The organism is Kocuria turfanensis (assembly GCF_001580365.1).
In the GTDB taxonomy this organism is placed as follows: domain Bacteria; phylum Actinomycetota; class Actinomycetes; order Actinomycetales; family Micrococcaceae; genus Kocuria; species Kocuria turfanensis.
Genome location: NZ_CP014480.1, coordinates 3692915 through 3709676 on the forward strand (window position 1 = coordinate 3692915; position 16762 = coordinate 3709676).

The window sequence follows — 16762 nt, forward strand, 5'->3', positions numbered from 1 at the left end:
ACGGGACGGGCGCCGCCCGCGGCCCGTACAATTGCCCGGTGATCTCGACCCCTGCCGCCCAGCCCACGGACCCGACCGCGTCCTCCGCCGCCCCCGCTCCGCGCTCCTACGAGGTGCGCACCTTCGGGTGCCAGATGAACGTCCACGACTCCGAGCGGATCACCGGTCTGCTCGAGGCCGCCGGCTACGTCCCGGCCGCGGGCGGCGAGCCGGACCTCGTGGTCTTCAACACCTGCGCGGTGCGCGAGAACGCCGACAACAAGCTCTACGGCAACCTCGGCCAGCTCGTGCCGGCCAAGAAGCGCAACAAGGACCTGCAGATCGCGGTGGGCGGCTGCCTGGCCCAGAAGGACCAGGACACGATCCTGGAGAAGGCCCCGTGGGTCGACGTCGTCTTCGGCACGCACAACATCGGCTCGCTGCCGACCCTGCTGGAGCGCTCCCGGCACAACGCCGAGGCCCAGCTCGAGATCCTCGACGCCCTCGAGGTCTTCCCCTCGACGCTGCCGACCAAGCGGGACAGCGCCTACTCCGGCTGGGTGTCGATCTCCGTGGGCTGCAACAACACCTGCACGTTCTGCATCGTGCCCTCGCTGCGCGGCAAGGAGCGCGACCGCCGGCCGGGCGACGTCCTCGCCGAGGTGCAGGCGCTGGTGGACGACGGCGCCGTGGAGGTCACCCTGCTCGGGCAGAACGTGAACTCCTACGGCGTGGAGTTCGGGGACCGCGGCGCCTTCGCCAAGCTGCTGCGCGCCTGCGGGCAGATCGAGGGCCTGGAACGGGTGCGCTTCACCAGCCCGCACCCGGCGGCCTTCACCGACGACGTCATCGACGCCATGGCCGAGACCCCCAACGTGATGCCCCAGCTGCACATGCCGCTGCAGTCCGGCTCGAACCGGGTGCTCCGGCAGATGCGCCGCTCCTACCGCTCCCGGCGCTTCCTCGAGATCCTGGACACGGTCCGCGAGCGGATCCCGCAGGCCGCGATCACCACCGACATCATCGTGGGGTTCCCGGGGGAGACCGAGCAGGACTTCCAGGGCACCCTGGACGTCGTGGCCGCCTCCCGCTTCTCCTCGGCCTACACCTTCCAGTACTCGATCCGGCCCGGCACCCCTGCGGGGGAGATGGCCGACCAGGTGCCCAAGGCCGTGGTGCAGGAGCGCTTCGAGCGCCTCGTGGCCCTGCAGGACCGGATCGCGGCGGAGGAGAACCGCCGGATCGTCGGGCGCCGGGTGGAGCTGCTCGTCACGGCGGAGGCGGGCAAGAAGTCCGGGCTGACCCACCGGCTCTCCGGCCGGGCCCAGGACCAGCGGCTCGTGCACTTCTCCGTGCCGCAGGGCGCGGAGGCCCCCCGGCCCGGCGACTTCGTGACCGTCACCGTGACCGACGCCGCCGCCTACCACCTCATCGCCGACCCCCGCGAACCGGGGGAGTACGCGCTGCGGCGCTCCCGGGCCGGCGACGCCTGGGACCGCCGCCAGGCCGAGTCCTGCGGCGTGCCCGCCGCCGACGGCCCCGGGCCGCGCCCCGTGAGCCTGGGCATGCCCAGCCTGCCCGTCCGGTGAGCGCCGAGGCCCTGCCGGTCGTCGCCGTCGTCGGCGCCACCGGCACCGGCAAGACCGCCCTGGGCGTGGAGCTGGCCCTGCGGCTGGGCGGTGAGGTGGTCAACGCCGACTCGATGCAGTTCTACCGCGGCATGGACATCGGCACCGCCAAGGCCACCGCCGAGGAGCGGCGCGGGGTGCCCCACCACCTGCTCGACGTCCTGGACGTCACCGAGGAGGCCTCGGTGGCCGGCTTCCAGCAGCAGGCCCGGACCTGCTTCGCGCAGATCCGCGCCCGCGGCCGGGTCCCCGTCCTGGTCGGCGGTTCCGGGCTCTACGTCCGTGCGGCCCTGGACGTGCTGGAGCTGCCGGGCACGGACCCGCGGATCCGGGCCCGGCTGGAGCGGGAGCTTGCCGCGGAGGGCCCCGGCGCGCTGCGCGAGCGCCTGCTCCGGGTCGACCCCGAGTCCGCGGCCCGGGTGCGCGACGACCGCCGGCTGGTGCGCGCCCTGGAGGTGTGGGAGCTGACCGGGCGCCCGTTCGCCTCCTTCATGCCCCGCCGGGAGTACGTGGCGCCGACGGTGCAGCTGGCCCTGGACGTCGACCGCGCGGAGCTGCACGCCCGGCTGGCCCGGCGGGTGGAGGCCATGGTGGCGGCCGGACTGGAGGCCGAGGTGCGCGAGCTGGCCGGGCGCGGACTGCGCGCCGGGCGCACCGCCTCCCGCGCCCTGGGCTACGGGCAGTTCCTCGACGTCGTCGACGGCCGCGCCTCGGCAGCGGACGCCGCCGAGGCCACGGTGGTGGCCACCCGGCAGTTCGCCCGCCGCCAGCTGACCTGGTTCCGGGCGGACCCGCGGGTGCACTGGCTGGACGCCGCCGGGCCCGGGCTGGCGGATCGGGCCGTGCAGCTCGTGCAGCGGTCCCGGCCCGGTCCCGACGGTCCCTAGCCGGACGGGCCGTCGACCGCGGTGGAGCGGCGCAGCCACCACCCGTCCGCGGCGGACACCGGGACGATGAGCAGCCAGCTCCACGCGGCGGCTCCGGGGTCCCAGAACGCCACCGGGATGCTGAGGGCGAAGACGACCGGCGCCGGCAGGAGCCCGCGCAGCACGTAGCGGTACAGGCCGGCGTCGACCTCGGTCGCCATCAGCCCGGCGTGCCACGCGTGGGCCCACACCAGGTTCAGCGAGGCGTAGACGGCCGCCGACACCGCGGCGTACAGCGCCGCCGGCCAGGGCGAGCCGCCGCCGCCGTAGTCGCTGAGCAGGCTCGTGGGCATCGGCAGCAGGGCGATGAAGAACAGGCACAGCAAGTTCAGCCCCTGCAGGCGCCCGTCGATGCGCCGGATCACGGTGAACCGGCGGTGGTGGCTCATCCACGCCGTGCCGATGACGGCGAAGCTCAGGACGTAGGCGAGGAACTGCGGCAGATGAGCCCGCAGCGCCGGCTCCAGCTGCTCCGGCGGGAGGTCCCCGGGGAGGATGAGCTCCAGGACCAGCAGCGTCATGGCGATGGCGAACACGGCGTCGCTGAAGAACACGGTCCGCTCGGTGGACTCACCGGTGCCGACCAGCCGGCGGTACGTCCGGGCGGGCCCGGCGCGGCGTGCCGGGCGGGCCCGCGGCTCATCGGCCACCGGGCCCACCCCCCGTGCGCTCCGCCGGCTGGGCCGCCCGGGGGGCCGCCCGCACGTCGAGGACGGGCAGGTGCCCGTCGGTCTCGATCGCGTCCCCGCCCCCGTTGCGGGCGTGGTAGCCGGAGGAGAAGTTGCGCAGCACGTGCACCCGGGCGCCGGCCGAGCGCAGCGCGGTGACGACCAGGTCCCGCTCGGCGTCGGTGCGCTCGGCGACCTTGTGGGTCACCTGCAGCGTGAAGAGGGACAGCCCGACCCGGCGGTCGAAGGTCGCCGCGCCCACCAGGTCCACGAGGGCGCCGCCCGGCAGCCGCCAGCCCGGCGGGCAGACCCAGAAGCGCACGTGGTGCCGCTGGGCGGGACTGTCCGCGACCTCGCGCTCGAAGGCCAGCGCCTGGCGGCGGCCGAAGACGTAGAGCGGGCTGACCGGGGCGGCCGGGTAGCTGCGGTGCAGCACCGCGGCGCGGGCGATGTGCCAGGCCGTGGCGGGGGTCAGGGGATCGGCGGGGGTCCAGCCCGCCGCGCGCATGGCCGCGGCCAGCCGCTCCGGGCTGCCCGTGACCGCCAGGTTGACCGGGTCGCCCAGCAGCCCGTCGGCGGTGCGGGCGCGCCCGATGAAGTAGTGGGGCACGTAGAGGCCGGTGAGCACCCGGTTCAGGAACGGGAGCAGCACGTACGCCGACAGCGCCCAGACGGGCACGAACGCCCACACCAGCCGTCCCTCGTCGTCGACGTCCTCGAGCACGAGGTGGTACACCCCCCAGCCCGCCAGCAGCGCGGTCGCCAGCCGCCCCGAGCGGTGCAGCCACAGGACCGCGGTCGGCCCGGGCCCCCGGCGGGCACCCGGGCCCGTGCTCCGCGCGTCCGGTGCCCGGTCGCTGCCTCGTGCGTCCACCTGGCCGTCCTCGCCCCCCGTGCTGCACCGGACCCCCGGGCCGGTGTGCCCCCAGGCTAGCCACGGCGGCGGCACCGGGGAAGGCCATGACCCCGGCCCGCCCACGGGGCCGCGTATCATGTCCGGGTGACCTCAGCGCAGCCCGAGACCCTCCCGACCGCCCCGTCCCCGGACGCCGCCGTGCCCTGGGGGGAGCTGCGCGGGCGCGGCTTCGCGAAGGGCCACGGCACGGGCAACGACTTCGTCCTGCTGACCGACCCGGACGCGCAGCTCGCGCTCGACGCCCACCTCGTGTCCCTGGTCTGCGACCGGCACCGCGGCATCGGCGGCGACGGCCTGATCCGGGCCGTGCGCAGCGAGGCCCTGCCCGAGGGCCGGGCCGTGCTGGAGACCGCCCCGGACGCCGAGTGGTTCATGGACTACCGCAACAACGACGGCTCGATCGCCGAGATGTGCGGCAACGGCGTGCGCGTGTTCGTCCACTACCTCGTCCAGCGGGGCCTCGCGGAGGTCCCCGAGGGCGAGGTTCTGCGGATCGGCACCCGCGCCGGGGTGAAGACCGTCGCCCGCACCGACTCCGGCTACGCCGTGGACATGGGCCCCTGGAGCTTCCTGGACGGCGAGACCGCCCGGTCCCGCGGCTCGGACGCCGTCGTGACCGCCCAGGGGCTCAAGGTGCCCCGCCCGGCGCTGTCCATCGGGATGGGCAACCCGCACACGGTCGTGGCGCTCGCGGAGGGCGAGAAGCTCGACCAGCTCGAGCTGTTCACCGCCCCGGTCGTGCGCCCGGAGCCCGAGGACGGCACGAACGTCGAGTTCGTCGTCCCCGCCGACGGCGACGACGACGGCGTGGGCCGCGTCCGCATGCGGGTGCACGAGCGCGGCGTGGGCGAGACCCAGTCCTGCGGCACCGGCGCGTGCGCGGCCGCGGCGGCGACCCGGTTCTGGGGCGGGCCCACCGCCCCGGACCAGTGGCTCGTGCAGGTGCCCGGCGGGGTCGTCTCCGTGACCTTCGTGCCCGCCCCGGACGGCGCGGAGCACGTGGTCCTCGCCGGTCCCGCCGTGCTCGTGGCCGACGGCACCTTCGTCTGAGCCCCGCGGCCGGCCCCGGCACCGACCGGCTCGGGCCGGCTCAGGCCGGGCGGTCGACCCGCAGCACGCGGAACCCCTTGTCGGTGGCGTGCCGGGAGACCCGGAAGGACCCGCCCAGCTCGGCCGCCAGCCACTTCTGCAACGAGTCGGCCCCGAGGTTCTTCTGCACCACCAGCCAGGCGCTCCCGCCGGGGTTCAGCCGCGGCAGCCAGCGCAGGAGCAGCTCGTGCAGCTGCTGCTTGCCGATCCGGATGGGCGGATTGGACCAGATGGTGTCGAAGCGCCGGTCCGCCGGCACCTGCTCGGGCAGCAGCACCTCGACGTTGCCCAGGCCCAGGGCCGCGGCGTTGTCCCGGGTGAGCCCGAGCGAGCGCTCGTTGACGTCCACCGCCGTGACCCGGGCCCCGGGCGCGGCCTCCGCCAGGCTCAGGGCGATCGGGCCCCATCCGCACCCGACGTCCAGTAGCTCCGGACCGGCCGGATCGGGAACATTTCGGAGCAGCACGGACGTTCCCTTGTCGAGACCTCGCGGACTGAAGACGCCGTTGGAGGTCTGCAGGACGACCTCCCGCCCGCGCAGGGCCACGGTCACCGGGCGGCGCACCTCCGGCACCGAGGGATCCTCCGAGAAGTAGTGCTCGGTCCCCGGGTTCGGGGCCGCCGGGCCGGCGGCGGGATCGGGGGAGTCGGAACGCCGTGTCATAGACGTTCATGCTACCGACCGCGCGGACCCGGCCCGCTCCGCGCAGCCACCCGCCCGCGGCCCCGCTCGTCGGAGACCGCGACTAGAATTCCAACCACCACATCCTTTCCGAAAGGAACCATGACCCAGTCTCACCACACCCCTGCCGACCACAGCACCGCGTCTCCCGCGGTGGAGGCCGACAACGGCCTGAGCCGGCAGGACCTCGAGGACGTCGTCGAGCGCGTCCTCTCCCGGGCCCGGGCCCGGGAGGCCGACGCCGGAGAGCGCGCCGACCGCCGGTCCGAGGACTCCGGGGCCGCCGGGAGCGGCCTCCTGACCGGCCGCGCCCGCGAACTGGCCGACAGCGGCCAGGAGCACTCGCAGCACGACGGCGAGCAGCAGGACCTCGACGAGCGCCGCGCCCTGCGCCGGGTCGGGGGCCTGTCCACCGAGCTCGAGGACGTCACGGAGCTCGAGTACCGCCAGCTGCGCCTCGAGCGCGTGGTCCTGGCCGGGCTCTGGACCGAGGGCACGCTCGAGGAGGCGGAGAACTCCCTGCGGGAGCTCGCCGCGCTCGCCGAGACCGCCGGCTCCGAGGTGCTGGACGGCATCGTCCAGCGCCGGCTCAAGCCCGACCCCGCCACGTTCCTGGGCTCCGGCAAGGCCAAGGAGCTGCGCGACATCGTCGCCGCCACCGGCGCCGACACCGTCATCGTGGACTCCGAGCTGGCCCCGTCCCAGCGGCGCGGGCTGGAGGACGTCGTCAAGGTCAAGGTCATCGACCGCACCGGTCTGATCCTCGACATCTTCGCCCAGCACGCCAAGTCCAAGGAGGGCAAGGCGCAGGTCGAGCTCGCCCAGCTCGAGTACCTGCTCCCGCGCCTGCGCGGCTGGGGCGAGTCCCTGTCCCGCCAGGCCGGTGGCCGTGCGGCCGCCGGTGAGGGCATCGGCTCCCGCGGGCCCGGTGAGACCAAGATCGAGCTGGACCGCCGCCGGATCCGCACGCGGATGGCCAAGCTGCGCCGCGAGATCGCCGCCATGAAGCCGGCCCGGGAGACCAAGCGGCTCAACCGCCGCCGCAACTCGGTGCCCTCCGTGGCGATCGCCGGCTACACCAACGCGGGCAAGTCCTCGCTGCTCAACCGGCTCACGGACGCCGGGGTGCTCGTGGAGAACGCGCTGTTCGCGACCCTGGACCCCACGGTCCGCCGCGCGCAGACCCCGGACGGGATCGGCTACACGCTCTCGGACACGGTCGGCTTCGTGCGGTCCCTGCCGACCCAGCTCGTGGAGGCGTTCCGCTCCACGCTGGAGGAGGTCGCCGACGCCGACCTCATCCTGCACGTGGTGGACGCCTCCCACCCGGACCCCGAGGGCCAGATCCGGGCGGTGCGCCAGGTGTTCACCGACATCGACGCGCAGAACATCCCGGAGATCATCGTGCTCAACAAGGTCGACGCCGCGGACCCCTTCGTGGTCGAGCGGATCCGGCAGCGCGAGCGCAACGTCGTGGTGGTCTCCGCCCGCACCGGGGAGGGCCTCGACGCGCTGCGGGAGCGGATCAGCGAGTCCATCCCGCGCCCGGAGACGGTGCTGGACCTGCTGGTCCCGTACCAGCGCGGCGACGTCGTCAGCCGGCTGCACGACTGGGACGCGGAGATCCTGCGCACCGAGCACCTGCCCGAGGGCACGCACCTGCTGGTGAAGGTCCGCGAGGACCTGGCGGCCGAGCTCGCGGAGTTCGCCCCGGAGCACGCGCCCGGCTTCGGCGCCGAGAGCGCCTGAGCCGGTGCCCGCAGCATTCGTCGACGAGTCCGGGCGGGACGTCTCCGGCACCCGGCCGGAGACCCTGCCCGGGGCCCAGGACGCCCTGGGCCTGCTCGACACCGCCGTCACGGCGATGGGCGGGCAGGTCCGGGACGGGCAGCGGCTGATGACCGCCAAGGTCGCGGAGGCCCTCGACCGCGGCCGGCACCTGCTGGTCCAGGCCGGCACCGGCACCGGCAAGTCCCTCGCCTACCTGGCCCCGCTCGTGGCGCACGCCCAGCACGCGGACAAGCCGGTGGTGGTGGCCACCGCGACCCTCGCCCTGCAGTCGCAGATCGTGGGCCGGGACGTCCCCCGCCTGCTGGCCGCCCTGGAGGGGGAGCTCGAGCGCGAGGTCGACGTCGCCCTGCTCAAGGGCCGCAGCAACTACGCCTGCCTGCACAAGCTCGAGGGCGGCTACCCGTCCGAGGACGACCCCGGCGCGCTCTTCGCCCTGCCCGACGCCGCCCCGCACCCCGGCGCCGCGCAGCCGGAGGCCACCGAGCAGCCCGGCCGGCTGGGCCAGGAGGTCCAGCGCCTGCGGGAGTGGGCGCGCGCCACGGACACCGGTGACCGCGACGAACTGCTCCCGGGCGTGAGCGACAAGGCGTGGCGCCAGGTCTCCGTGACCGCCAAGGAGTGCCTGGGCCGCAGCTGCCCCCTGGTCGAGCAGTGCTTCGCCGAGCTCGCCAAGCAGCGGGCCGGGGAGGCGGACATCGTGATCACCAACCACGCCCTGCTCGCGATCAACGCGTTCGAGGGCATCACGGTCCTGCCCGAGCACGACGTCGTGGTGATCGACGAGGCCCACGAGCTGCAGGACCGGGTCACTGGGGCGGTCACCGGCCAGCTCTCCGCCGCCATGGTGCGCGCGGCGGCCGCCTCCGCGCGCAAGCACACCGCCGCGAACCCCGACTCCCTCACCGCCGGTGCCGCCAACCTGGAGGCCGCGCTGCTGGGCGCGCCCGCCGAGCTGCTGCACCGGGGCCTCGACGACGCCCAGGCGGCGGCCGTGACCCAGATCCGGGACGCCGCCCGCACGGTGATGAGCGAGTCCAAGGGCGGCTCCGGGGGCGAGAAGGACGGGGACGCCGGACGGCAGATGGCCCGCTCGCGCGTCAGCGACGTGCTCGAGCTGGCCGAGCGCATCCTCGCCGCCGCAGACTCCCGCGAGGTGCTGTGGATCTCGCGGCAGGGCGGGTGGGAGCCCGGCCGCGGGTACGTCCCCGCCGAGGACACCGACCCGGCCACCCTGCACGTCGCGCCGCTGTCGGTGGCCGGGACCCTGCGGGAGGGCCTCTTCGACGGCCGCACCGTGGTGCTGACCTCGGCGACACTGTCCGTCGGCTCCTCCTTCGACGCCCCCGCCGGGGCCCTCGGGCTGCGCGGCGAGGGCGCCCCGCGCTGGGAGGGCGTGGACGTGGGCAGCCCCTTCGACTACCCGAAACAGGGGATCCTCTACCTCGCCAAGCACCTGGAGAAGCCGGGCCGGCGCCTGACCGAGGCCCAGCTGGAGGAGATGCTCGCCCTGCTCGAGGCCTCGCGCGGCGGGGCGCTGGGCCTGTTCTCCTCCCGCCGGGCGGCGGAGGAGGCCGCGGAGGCCCTGCGCGGGCGCACCGACCTGCCGATCCTCTGCCAGGGGGAGTCCTCGCTGGCGGGACTCGTCCAGGAGTTCACCGACGACCCCGCCACGAGCCTCTTCGGCACGATGAGCCTGTGGCAGGGCGTCGACGTCCCGGGGGCCTCGTGCCGGCTGGTGATGATCGACCGGATCCCGTTCCCGCGCCCGGACGACCCGCTGTCCACGGCCCGCAGCCGGGCGGCCGAGCGGGCGGGGGGCAACGGCTTCATGTCCGTCTCGGCGACGCACGCGGCCGTGCGGCTGGCCCAGGGGGCCGGCCGGCTCATCCGCGCCGGCGGGGACCGCGGCGTCGTGGCGATCCTGGACTCCCGCATCGCCACGGCCCGCTACGGGGGGTTCCTGCGGGGGTCCCTGCCGCCGCTGTGGACCACCACGGACCGCTCGGTGGTGCTCGGGGCCCTGACGCGCCTGGCGACGGCCTGACCCGGTCAGGACACGGCACGGGGCCCGGCCGATCGGCCGGCGAGTGCCGGACGGCGGGTGTCAGAGGCTGCGCAGCACCGAGACGACCTTGCCCATCACCGTGGCGTGGTCCCCGAGGATGGGCTCGTAGCGCGTGTTCTGCGGGAGCAGCCAGGTGTGCCCGTCGCGCTGGCGGAAGGTCTTCACCGTGGCCTCGTCGTCGAGCAGGGCGGCCACGATGTCCCCGTTGTCGGCCGCGCTCTGCCGGCGGACCACGACCCAGTCGCCGTCGCAGATGGCCGCGTCGATCATCGAGTCGCCCTTGACCCGCAGCATGAACAGCTCGCCGTGGCCGACCAGCTGGCGGGGCAGCGCCAGCACGTCCTCCACGTCCTGCTCGGCGGTGATCGGCCCGCCGGCGGCGATGTGCCCCACCAGGGGCACCATCGTCACGTCCGCGGAGGTGGACAGCTCCGCCACCCCGCCCGGTGCACCGGCGCGCGGGCCGCGGGGCGCGTCCGCCGGCTCGTGCGGGGCCTCCGGGGTCTCCGGGGCGGCCGCGTCGCGCAGCTGCAGGGGCGTGAGCACCTCCATCGCCCGGGGGCGCTTCGGGTCCCGGCGCAGGTAGCCCAGCTTCTCGAGCTGGGAGAGCTGGTGGGTGACGCTGGAGAGCGAGGCCAGGCCCACGAGGTCGCCGATCTCGCGCATCGACGGCGGATATCCGTGCTCGGCGATGGAGCGCTGGATGGCCTCGAGGATGGTGCGCTGGCGCACGCTGAGACCCCGGCCGCGGGGGCGGCCGCCGGACCGCGCGGCCCGGGGGCGGGACTCCTCGGGGGTGGGGGGCTGAGCCATGGGAGCGTCGTCCTTTCGCGTCCGGCTGGTGGTGCCTCCGGTGCGCGCCGGCCCCGTTCCGATGTCGGACCCGGGTGCTTCGATGGGTCCAGCCAGCAGGGAGCCGGGGGAAGTCGGAACGCGTGCCGGCCCGAGGCCCGAACGTGCTCCCAGCCTAGGCGACACGCCGTGTGTCTTCAAACATATGTACGACCCGGTGTCGACAGCCTTCGCAGACGCGTGCTAGACATGGGTCATCGGTATTCGAAAGTATGTTCGATCGCATGCAGGCCCGGACGGGCCGCCGGTCGGACCGGTGTTCGAGATCGCCCGCCCCGTGCGGGAACGTCAAGGAGTTCATGTCATGAGTGCCAGTGCCACCCTCAGCGCCGTCGTCGCGCGCCGCCCCCGATCCCTCGGCGGCCCGGCCCGCGCGGCTCGCCGGGCCCGCCCGTCGGCAGGGACCTCCCGCGCTCCGCTGGTGCTGACCCGGCGGGGCCGCCTGGTCCTGCTGGGCCTGCCCGTCCTGGCCGGCTCCGCGGCCCTGGTGGTGCTGGCCGTGATCTTCCTCGTCCCGTCCACGGCCACGGCCACCAGCGAGCCCGTCGCGGGCGCCGGGACGGAGCAGGCCACGGTGCACCCGGGGCAGAGCCTGTGGGACCTGGCCGTGCTGGCCGACCCGGAGCGCGACCCGCGGGACGTCATGGACGAGATCGTGGAGCTCAACGACCTCGACAGCTCCGTCCTCCAGGCGGGCCAGCTCCTGGAGGTCCCCGCCGCCTGAACGGCGGCCCGTCCCGCCGGGACGGCCCCCGGGCACCCCGTCCCGGCGCCGCGCTCGGCATCGGTAGGGTCGGGGGCATGAGCACCGGAGCCCTCCACCCGCGTCCCGACCGCGGGAACCCGCCGCCCCCCCGTGTCCGCCCGTGAGCCCCGGCGGCCTCCCCGGACCCGGGCGAGCACCGTCTGGCCGCTGCTGGGTGCCGCGATCTGCAGCGAGGTGGCCGCCTCACTGGCCCTGAAGGCGGCCCTGGGGCACCCCGGCTGGTACCTGCTCGTGGTCACCGGATACAGCGCCGCGTTCGTGTTCCTCGCGGCGGTGCTGCGCCGCGGTCTGCCCGTCGGCGTGGCCTACGGCATCTGGGCGGCGACGGGCGTGACGCTCACCGCCCTCCTGGCGGCCCTGGTCTTCGGGGAGGCGCTGACCCTGCTGGTGCTCGCCGGCATCGTCCTGGTCGTCGCCGGGGTGCTGTGCGTGGAGGTCGGCGCCCACCGGGCCGCCCGGGACGGCGGCGCCTGATGGCCTGGCTCTACCTGACCGGGGCGATCCTCACCGAGGTCGCCGCCACCCTGTCCCTGCGGGTCGCCGCGGAGGGCCGCAGACGCTGGTACGCCGCCGTGGTGACCGGCTACCTGCTCGCGTTCACGCTGCTCGCCCTGGCCCTGCGCCACGGGCTGGGGCTGGGCGTGGCCTACGGCATCTGGGCCGCCGCGGGCGTGGCGCTCACCGCGGTCGCGGGCCGCCTGTTCTTCGGTGAGCCCCTGAGCCGGGTCATGGTGCTGGGCATCGCGCTCATCATGGGCGGAGTCCTGCTGATCGAGCTCGGCGCCGCCCACTGACCCACCCACTGACCCGCCCGCCCCGCCCCGGCCCGCGGGCGGGCACCGGGGGCAGGTCTAAACTGTTCGGGTGACGCAGAACCTGGACCGACTCAACGCCCTCCCGCTGCGCGACGACCTGCGCGGCAAGGCCCCCTACGGCGCCCCGCAGCTGGACGTCGCCGTGGCCCTCAACACCAACGAGAACACCCACCCGGTCCCGGCGGACGTGCACACCGCGATCGTGGAGGAGGTCACCGCGGCGGCCTGGACCCTCAACCGGTACCCGGACCGGGAGTTCACGGCCCTGCGGGAGGAGCTCGCCGCGTACCTGGGCCACGGGCTGGGGGCGGAGAACCTCTGGGCGGCCAACGGCTCCAACGAGATCCTGCAGCAGATCCTGCAGGCCTTCGGCGGTCCCGGGCGCTCCCTGCTCACCTTCGTCCCGACCTACTCCATGTACCCGCTGCTGGCCGCGGGCACGCACACCGGTTTCGTGGCGGGGGAGCGGTCCGCGGACTTCGGGCTCACCGCGGAGTCGGCGGCCGAGCAGGTCCGCCGGCACCGCCCCGACGTCGTCTTCCTCTGCTCGCCCAACAACCCGACAGGCACGGCCCTGGACGAGGACGTCGTCACGGCCGTGTACGAGGCCGGTGAGCCCCACCGGGCCGTCGTGGTCGTGGACGAGGCCTACGCGGAGTTCTCCCACGGGGGCACGGGCACCGCGCTGTCCCTGCTGGCGGGCCGGCCCCGCCTGATCGTCAGCCGCACCATGAGCAAGGCCTTCGCGCTCGCCGGCGCCCGGCTGGGCTACTTCGCCGCGGCCCCCGAGGTCGCGGACGCGATCCGCCTCGTGCGCCTGCCCTACCACCTCTCGGCCGTCACCCAGGCGACCGCCCTGGCCGCCCTGCGCCACTCGGAGGCGCTGCTGGCCAATGTCGAGGACATCAAGCGCCAGCGGGACCGCATCGTCGAGGAGCTGCGCCGGCTCGGGCTCGCACCGGCGGCGTCGGACTCCAACTTCGTGTTCTTCGGCGGGATGCCGGACTCGCGGGCCATGTGGCAGGCGCTGCTCGAGGACGGGGTGCTCGTGCGCGACGTCGGGATCCCCGGCCACCTGCGGGTCACCGCCGGCACGGAGGAGGAGACCACCGCCTTCCTGACCAGCATGGAGCGGATCGTCTCCGCCGGCTGAGACCCCGCGAGCCGGGGCCTCCCGTCCCGGATAGCATGGAGGCAGACAACCACCGGGCCCGACGCCCCGCCCGCCCGGGGCGGCCCGGGCCACCCCGCGGCCCGTCGACGGCCGCGCCGCGCCCGCGAGGAGTTCCACCCGCATGACCGACCAGAGCCCCACCGGCACCCGTGCCCCCCGCCGCGCCTCCCTGGAGCGGCGCACGAGCGAGTCCTCGGTGTCCGTCGAGATCGACCTCGACGGCACGGGCGCCAACGACATCGACACCTCGGTGCCCTTCTACGACCACATGCTCACCGCCCTGTCGAAGCACTCCCTGATCGACATGCGGATCCGGGCCACCGGCGACACCCACATCGACGTCCACCACACGGTCGAGGACACGGCCATCGTCCTCGGGGACGCCCTGCGGCAGGCTCTGGGCGACAAGGCCGGCATCCGCCGCTTCGGCGAGGCCACCGTCCCGCTGGACGAGGCCCTGGCCAACGCCGTGGTGGACATCTCCGGGCGCCCCTACGCGGTGCACACCGGGGAGCCCGAGGGGCAGCAGTACCACCTCATCGGCGGGCACTTCACCGGCTCGATGGTCCAGCACGTCTTCGAGTCCCTGGCCCACCACGCCGGGATCTGCCTGCACATCACGCTGCTGGCCGGCCGGGACCCGCACCACATCGCCGAGGCACAGTTCAAGGCCCTGGCCCGGGCCCTGCGCCAGGCCGTGGAGCCCGACCCCCGGGTCAGCGGCATCCCCTCGACCAAGGGCGCCCTGTGAGCGCGGAAGGAGATCGCATGCCGGAGCAGTCCGCGCGGCCGGAGCCGGCCGCCCGCCCCACCGTCACGGTCCTCGACTACGGCGCGGGCAACGTCCGCTCGGCCGTGCGCGCCCTCGAGGCCGCCGGAGCGGACGTGGTGCTCAGCGCCGACCCGCAGGCCGTCCTGGACGCGGACGGGCTCGTGGTCCCGGGCGTCGGCGCCTTCGCCGCGGTGATGGAGGGCCTGCGCTCCGTCGACGGCCTGCGCCTGATCGGCCGCCGACTCGCCGGCGGGCGCCCCGTGCTGGGCATCTGCGTGGGCCTGCAGGTCCTGTTCGAGTCCGGCGTCGAGCACGGCCAGGAGACCGAGGGCATGGGCGAGTGGCCCGGCGTCGTCGAGCGGCTGAAGGCCGACGTGGTCCCGCACATGGGCTGGAACACCGTCGAGCCGCCCGAGGGATCGGTGCTGTTCCGGGGCATCGAGGACGAGCGGTTCTACTTCGTGCACTCCTACGGGGTGCAGGAGTGGGACTTCCCGCAGAACATCCTGAAGATGAAGCCGCCGCAGGTCACCTGGTCCGAGCACGGGGGACGGTTCGTCGCCGCCGTGGAGAACGGGGCGCTGTGCGCCACGCAGTTCCACCCGGAGAAGTCCTCCGAGGCCGGCATCCAGCTGCTGCGCAACTGGCTGGGCACCCTCCCGCGGACCGGCCGGCTGGACCACCTCAAGGCCGGGGACCCCCTGGGCGGGGACACCCTGGCCGGGCGCCCGACCCTCCAGCAGGAGGGCGACGCCGCGTGAGCGCCGCCGTCGTCGTGATGGTCCTCGGCGCCTTCGTCGCCGGCGGCGCCATCTCCTTCCACCGGCAGAGGATGCCGGCCTGGACGGTGGTGGCCCTGGCCCTGGTCGCCGCCGGGCTCATCGGCTACGGCTGGTACTCCTGGTTCCAGGCCCGCTGAGCCCGCCCGTCCCGCACGTCCCCGACCCGGAGCGGCTCCCCGAGCAGCTCCACCACCCGAGCAGCCCCGGACGGCCCCGCGCCGCCCGGGAGCCCGAGAAGGAAGAGATCCCATGCCCCTGAGCGAGACCCCCCGCCTGCAGCTGCTGCCCGCCGTCGACGTCGCCGACGGCCAGGCCGTGCGCCTGGTCCAGGGCGAGGCCGGCTCCGAGACCGGCTACGGCGACCCCCTGGAGGCCGCGCTCGCCTGGCAGGAGGCCGGGGCGGAGTGGATCCACCTCGTGGACCTCGACGCCGCCTTCGGCCGCGGGGACAACATCGAGGTGCTGCGCCGCGTCGCGGCCGAGCTGGAGCTGAAGGTCGAGATGTCCGGCGGCATCCGGGACGACGCCTCGCTGGAGCGGGCCCTGTCCCTGGACCCGGCCCGGATCAACCTCGGCACCGCCGCCCTGGAGAACCCCGAGTGGACCGGGAAGGTGATCGCCCAGCACGGCGAGGTCATCGCGGTGGGCCTCGACGTGCGCGGCACCACGCTCGCCGCGCGCGGCTGGACCGAGGAGGGCGGTGACCTCTGGGAGGTCCTGGACCGCCTCGAGGAGCACGGCTGCGCCCGGTACGTGGTCACCGACGTCACCAAGGACGGCACCCTCAAGGGCCCCAACCTCGAGCTGCTGAAGGAGGTCGCCACCCGCACGGACAAGCCGGTGGTCGCCTCCGGCGGCATCTCCTCCCTCGACGACCTCGCGGCCCTGCGCACCCTCGTGCCCTCCGGCGTGGAGGGCGCCATCGTGGGCAAGGCCCTCTACGCGGGCCGGTTCACGCTCGGGGAGGCCCTCGACGTGGCGGGCCGTCCGGCGGCGCGGTGACCGAGCGCCGACTCCCCGCCCACATCGCGGCCCAGCTCGCGAGCGCCGGCGGCACGGAGGACACCGGCGGGCAGGCCTGGGCGGGGCGCAACCTGGGGGAGGGCACCAGCCACACCCACCGGTTCCCCGACGACGACGGCGCCGCCGCCGCGGCGGTCCTCGACGCGCTCGCCGGCCTGCGGGCCGGCGCCGGGGACGAGTCGCCGGTGGTCGCCGCCCTGGCCCGCACCCGGGTGTTCGTGCCGGTCGTGGCCGAGGTCTCCTCCTCGACCGTGACCGCCTCCGGGCACGTGGCCGACAAGGAGGCGGACATGGCGCTCGTGTCCCTGCGGGCGGCCGACGGCCGCCCGGTGCTGCCGGTGTTCACGTCCACCGCGGCCCTGGCCGCCTGGCACCCCCAGGCCCGGCCCGTGGCCACCGACGTCCGCCGGGCGGCGGTGGCGGCGGTCAAGGACGGCACCCAGCTGCTCGTGCTCGACCCCGGCGCGGACCTGCCCTTCGTCGTGCGCCGGCCGGCGCTCTGGGCGCTGGCCCAGGGCCGGGCCTGGACGCCCTCCTACCGCAGCCCGGCCGTCGCCGAGGCGGTGCGCCGCTGCGCGGAGGGACTGCCCGGGGTGGCCTCGGCGGGAACCGCGCCCGGCAGCGGCGTCGCGGCCCGGGCCGCGGACGGCACGGTCGTCGACGGCGGAGGAGCCGGCCCGGAGCTGGCGGTCGTGCTCTCCCTGCACGCCGGGCTGGACCGGACGCAGGTGGACGACGTGCTCGCCCGCTTCCAGGCCCGGCTCAGCGTCGAGCCGGCCCTCGCCGAGGACGTGGACTCGATGCAGCTGCGCCTCACGACCGCGGGCTGACCCG

18 protein-coding genes are annotated in these 16762 nt (G+C 75.1%); 14 read left to right on the forward strand and 4 right to left on the reverse strand.

Annotation, left to right across the window (positions count from 1 at the left end):
- The first annotated feature begins 41 nt into the window (after positions 1–41).
- Positions 42–1568: a tRNA (N6-isopentenyl adenosine(37)-C2)-methylthiotransferase MiaB gene (miaB, locus tag AYX06_RS16825; RefSeq protein ID WP_062737150.1), complete on the forward strand. Its 1527-nt coding sequence runs from the start codon at positions 42–44 to the stop codon at positions 1566–1568.
- Positions 1565–2494, forward strand: coding sequence for a tRNA (adenosine(37)-N6)-dimethylallyltransferase MiaA (gene miaA, locus AYX06_RS16830; RefSeq protein ID WP_062736748.1), 930 nt, complete (start codon positions 1565–1567; stop codon positions 2492–2494). Before miaB ends, miaA begins: the two co-directional genes overlap by 4 nt.
- Here miaA and AYX06_RS16835 read toward each other — a convergent pair.
- Both AYX06_RS16835 and AYX06_RS16840 read right to left on the reverse strand, forming a co-directional pair.
- Positions 2491–3183 carry a TMEM175 family protein gene (locus AYX06_RS16835; RefSeq protein ID WP_232319344.1) on the reverse strand — a complete coding sequence of 231 codons (693 nt, stop codon included), beginning with the start codon at positions 3181–3183 and terminating at the stop codon, positions 2491–2493. The genes miaA and AYX06_RS16835 overlap by 4 nt on opposite strands.
- On the reverse strand, positions 3173–4075 hold the full coding sequence (locus AYX06_RS16840; protein ID WP_062736749.1) for an LssY C-terminal domain-containing protein: 903 nt from the start codon (positions 4073–4075) through the stop codon (positions 3173–3175). The genes AYX06_RS16835 and AYX06_RS16840 overlap by 11 nt, the downstream gene beginning before the upstream one ends.
- A 126-nt stretch (positions 4076–4201) precedes the next feature.
- Between AYX06_RS16840 and dapF the strand changes: the two genes are divergently transcribed.
- A complete protein-coding gene (dapF, locus tag AYX06_RS16845) occupies positions 4202–5167 on the forward strand; it encodes a diaminopimelate epimerase (RefSeq protein WP_062736750.1) in 966 nt (321 codons plus the stop codon).
- Positions 5168–5207: 40 nt separating this feature from the next.
- On the opposite strand, the gene AYX06_RS16850 is transcribed toward dapF, so the two are convergent.
- Entirely contained in the window at positions 5208–5870 is a 663-nt protein-coding gene (locus AYX06_RS16850) for a class I SAM-dependent methyltransferase (RefSeq protein WP_084271697.1), read from the reverse strand.
- Between the two features lie 120 nt (positions 5871–5990).
- Here AYX06_RS16850 and hflX point away from each other — a divergent pair, with 120 nt between their 5' ends.
- The gene (gene hflX, locus AYX06_RS16855; RefSeq protein WP_062736751.1) at positions 5991–7637 is read left to right on the forward strand and encodes a GTPase HflX; all 1647 of its coding nucleotides are present in this window, start codon (positions 5991–5993) and stop codon (positions 7635–7637) included.
- Between the two features lie 4 nt (positions 7638–7641).
- Positions 7642–9723, forward strand: a complete 2082-nt coding sequence (locus AYX06_RS16860) for an ATP-dependent DNA helicase (RefSeq protein ID WP_062736752.1) — start codon at positions 7642–7644, stop codon at positions 9721–9723.
- 60 nt (positions 9724–9783) lie between these two features.
- Here AYX06_RS16860 and lexA read toward each other — a convergent pair whose 3' ends face one another.
- Positions 9784–10476 carry a transcriptional repressor LexA gene (gene lexA, locus AYX06_RS16865; RefSeq protein ID WP_371860055.1) on the reverse strand — a complete coding sequence of 231 codons (693 nt, stop codon included), beginning with the start codon at positions 10474–10476 and terminating at the stop codon, positions 9784–9786.
- 424 nt (positions 10477–10900) lie between these two features.
- Here lexA and AYX06_RS16870 point away from each other — a divergent pair, with 424 nt between their 5' ends.
- From AYX06_RS16870 to AYX06_RS16905, 9 genes are all read left to right on the forward strand, one after another.
- Positions 10901–11320, forward strand: coding sequence for a LysM peptidoglycan-binding domain-containing protein (locus tag AYX06_RS16870; RefSeq protein ID WP_062736754.1), 420 nt, complete (start codon positions 10901–10903; stop codon positions 11318–11320).
- Between the two features lie 132 nt (positions 11321–11452).
- Positions 11453–11836, forward strand: coding sequence for a DMT family transporter (locus tag AYX06_RS16875; RefSeq protein WP_062736755.1), 384 nt, complete (start codon positions 11453–11455; stop codon positions 11834–11836).
- Entirely contained in the window at positions 11836–12156 is a 321-nt protein-coding gene (locus AYX06_RS16880; protein WP_062736756.1) for a DMT family transporter, read from the forward strand. The genes AYX06_RS16875 and AYX06_RS16880 overlap by 1 nt, the downstream gene beginning before the upstream one ends.
- 70 nt (positions 12157–12226) lie before the next feature.
- Positions 12227–13330 (forward strand): histidinol-phosphate transaminase, encoded by a 1104-nt coding sequence (locus tag AYX06_RS16885; protein ID WP_062736757.1) that lies wholly within the window; start codon positions 12227–12229, stop codon positions 13328–13330.
- Positions 13331–13472: 142 nt separating this feature from the next.
- The gene (hisB, locus tag AYX06_RS16890; RefSeq protein WP_062736758.1) at positions 13473–14102 is read left to right on the forward strand and encodes an imidazoleglycerol-phosphate dehydratase HisB; all 630 of its coding nucleotides are present in this window, start codon (positions 13473–13475) and stop codon (positions 14100–14102) included.
- A 17-nt stretch (positions 14103–14119) separates the two neighbouring features.
- Positions 14120–14884, forward strand: a complete 765-nt coding sequence (gene hisH, locus AYX06_RS16895; protein ID WP_062736759.1) for an imidazole glycerol phosphate synthase subunit HisH — start codon at positions 14120–14122, stop codon at positions 14882–14884.
- Positions 14881–15042, forward strand: coding sequence for a hypothetical protein (locus AYX06_RS20295; RefSeq protein WP_186815613.1), 162 nt, complete (start codon positions 14881–14883; stop codon positions 15040–15042). The genes hisH and AYX06_RS20295 overlap by 4 nt, the downstream gene beginning before the upstream one ends.
- A gap of 112 nt (positions 15043–15154) precedes the next feature.
- Entirely contained in the window at positions 15155–15907 is a 753-nt protein-coding gene (priA, locus tag AYX06_RS16900; protein WP_062736760.1) for a bifunctional 1-(5-phosphoribosyl)-5-((5-phosphoribosylamino)methylideneamino)imidazole-4-carboxamide isomerase/phosphoribosylanthranilate isomerase PriA, read from the forward strand.
- Positions 15904–16758: an SseB family protein gene (locus AYX06_RS16905; protein ID WP_062736761.1), complete on the forward strand. Its 855-nt coding sequence runs from the start codon at positions 15904–15906 to the stop codon at positions 16756–16758. Before priA ends, AYX06_RS16905 begins: the two co-directional genes overlap by 4 nt.
- Positions 16759–16762: the final 4 nt, after the last annotated feature.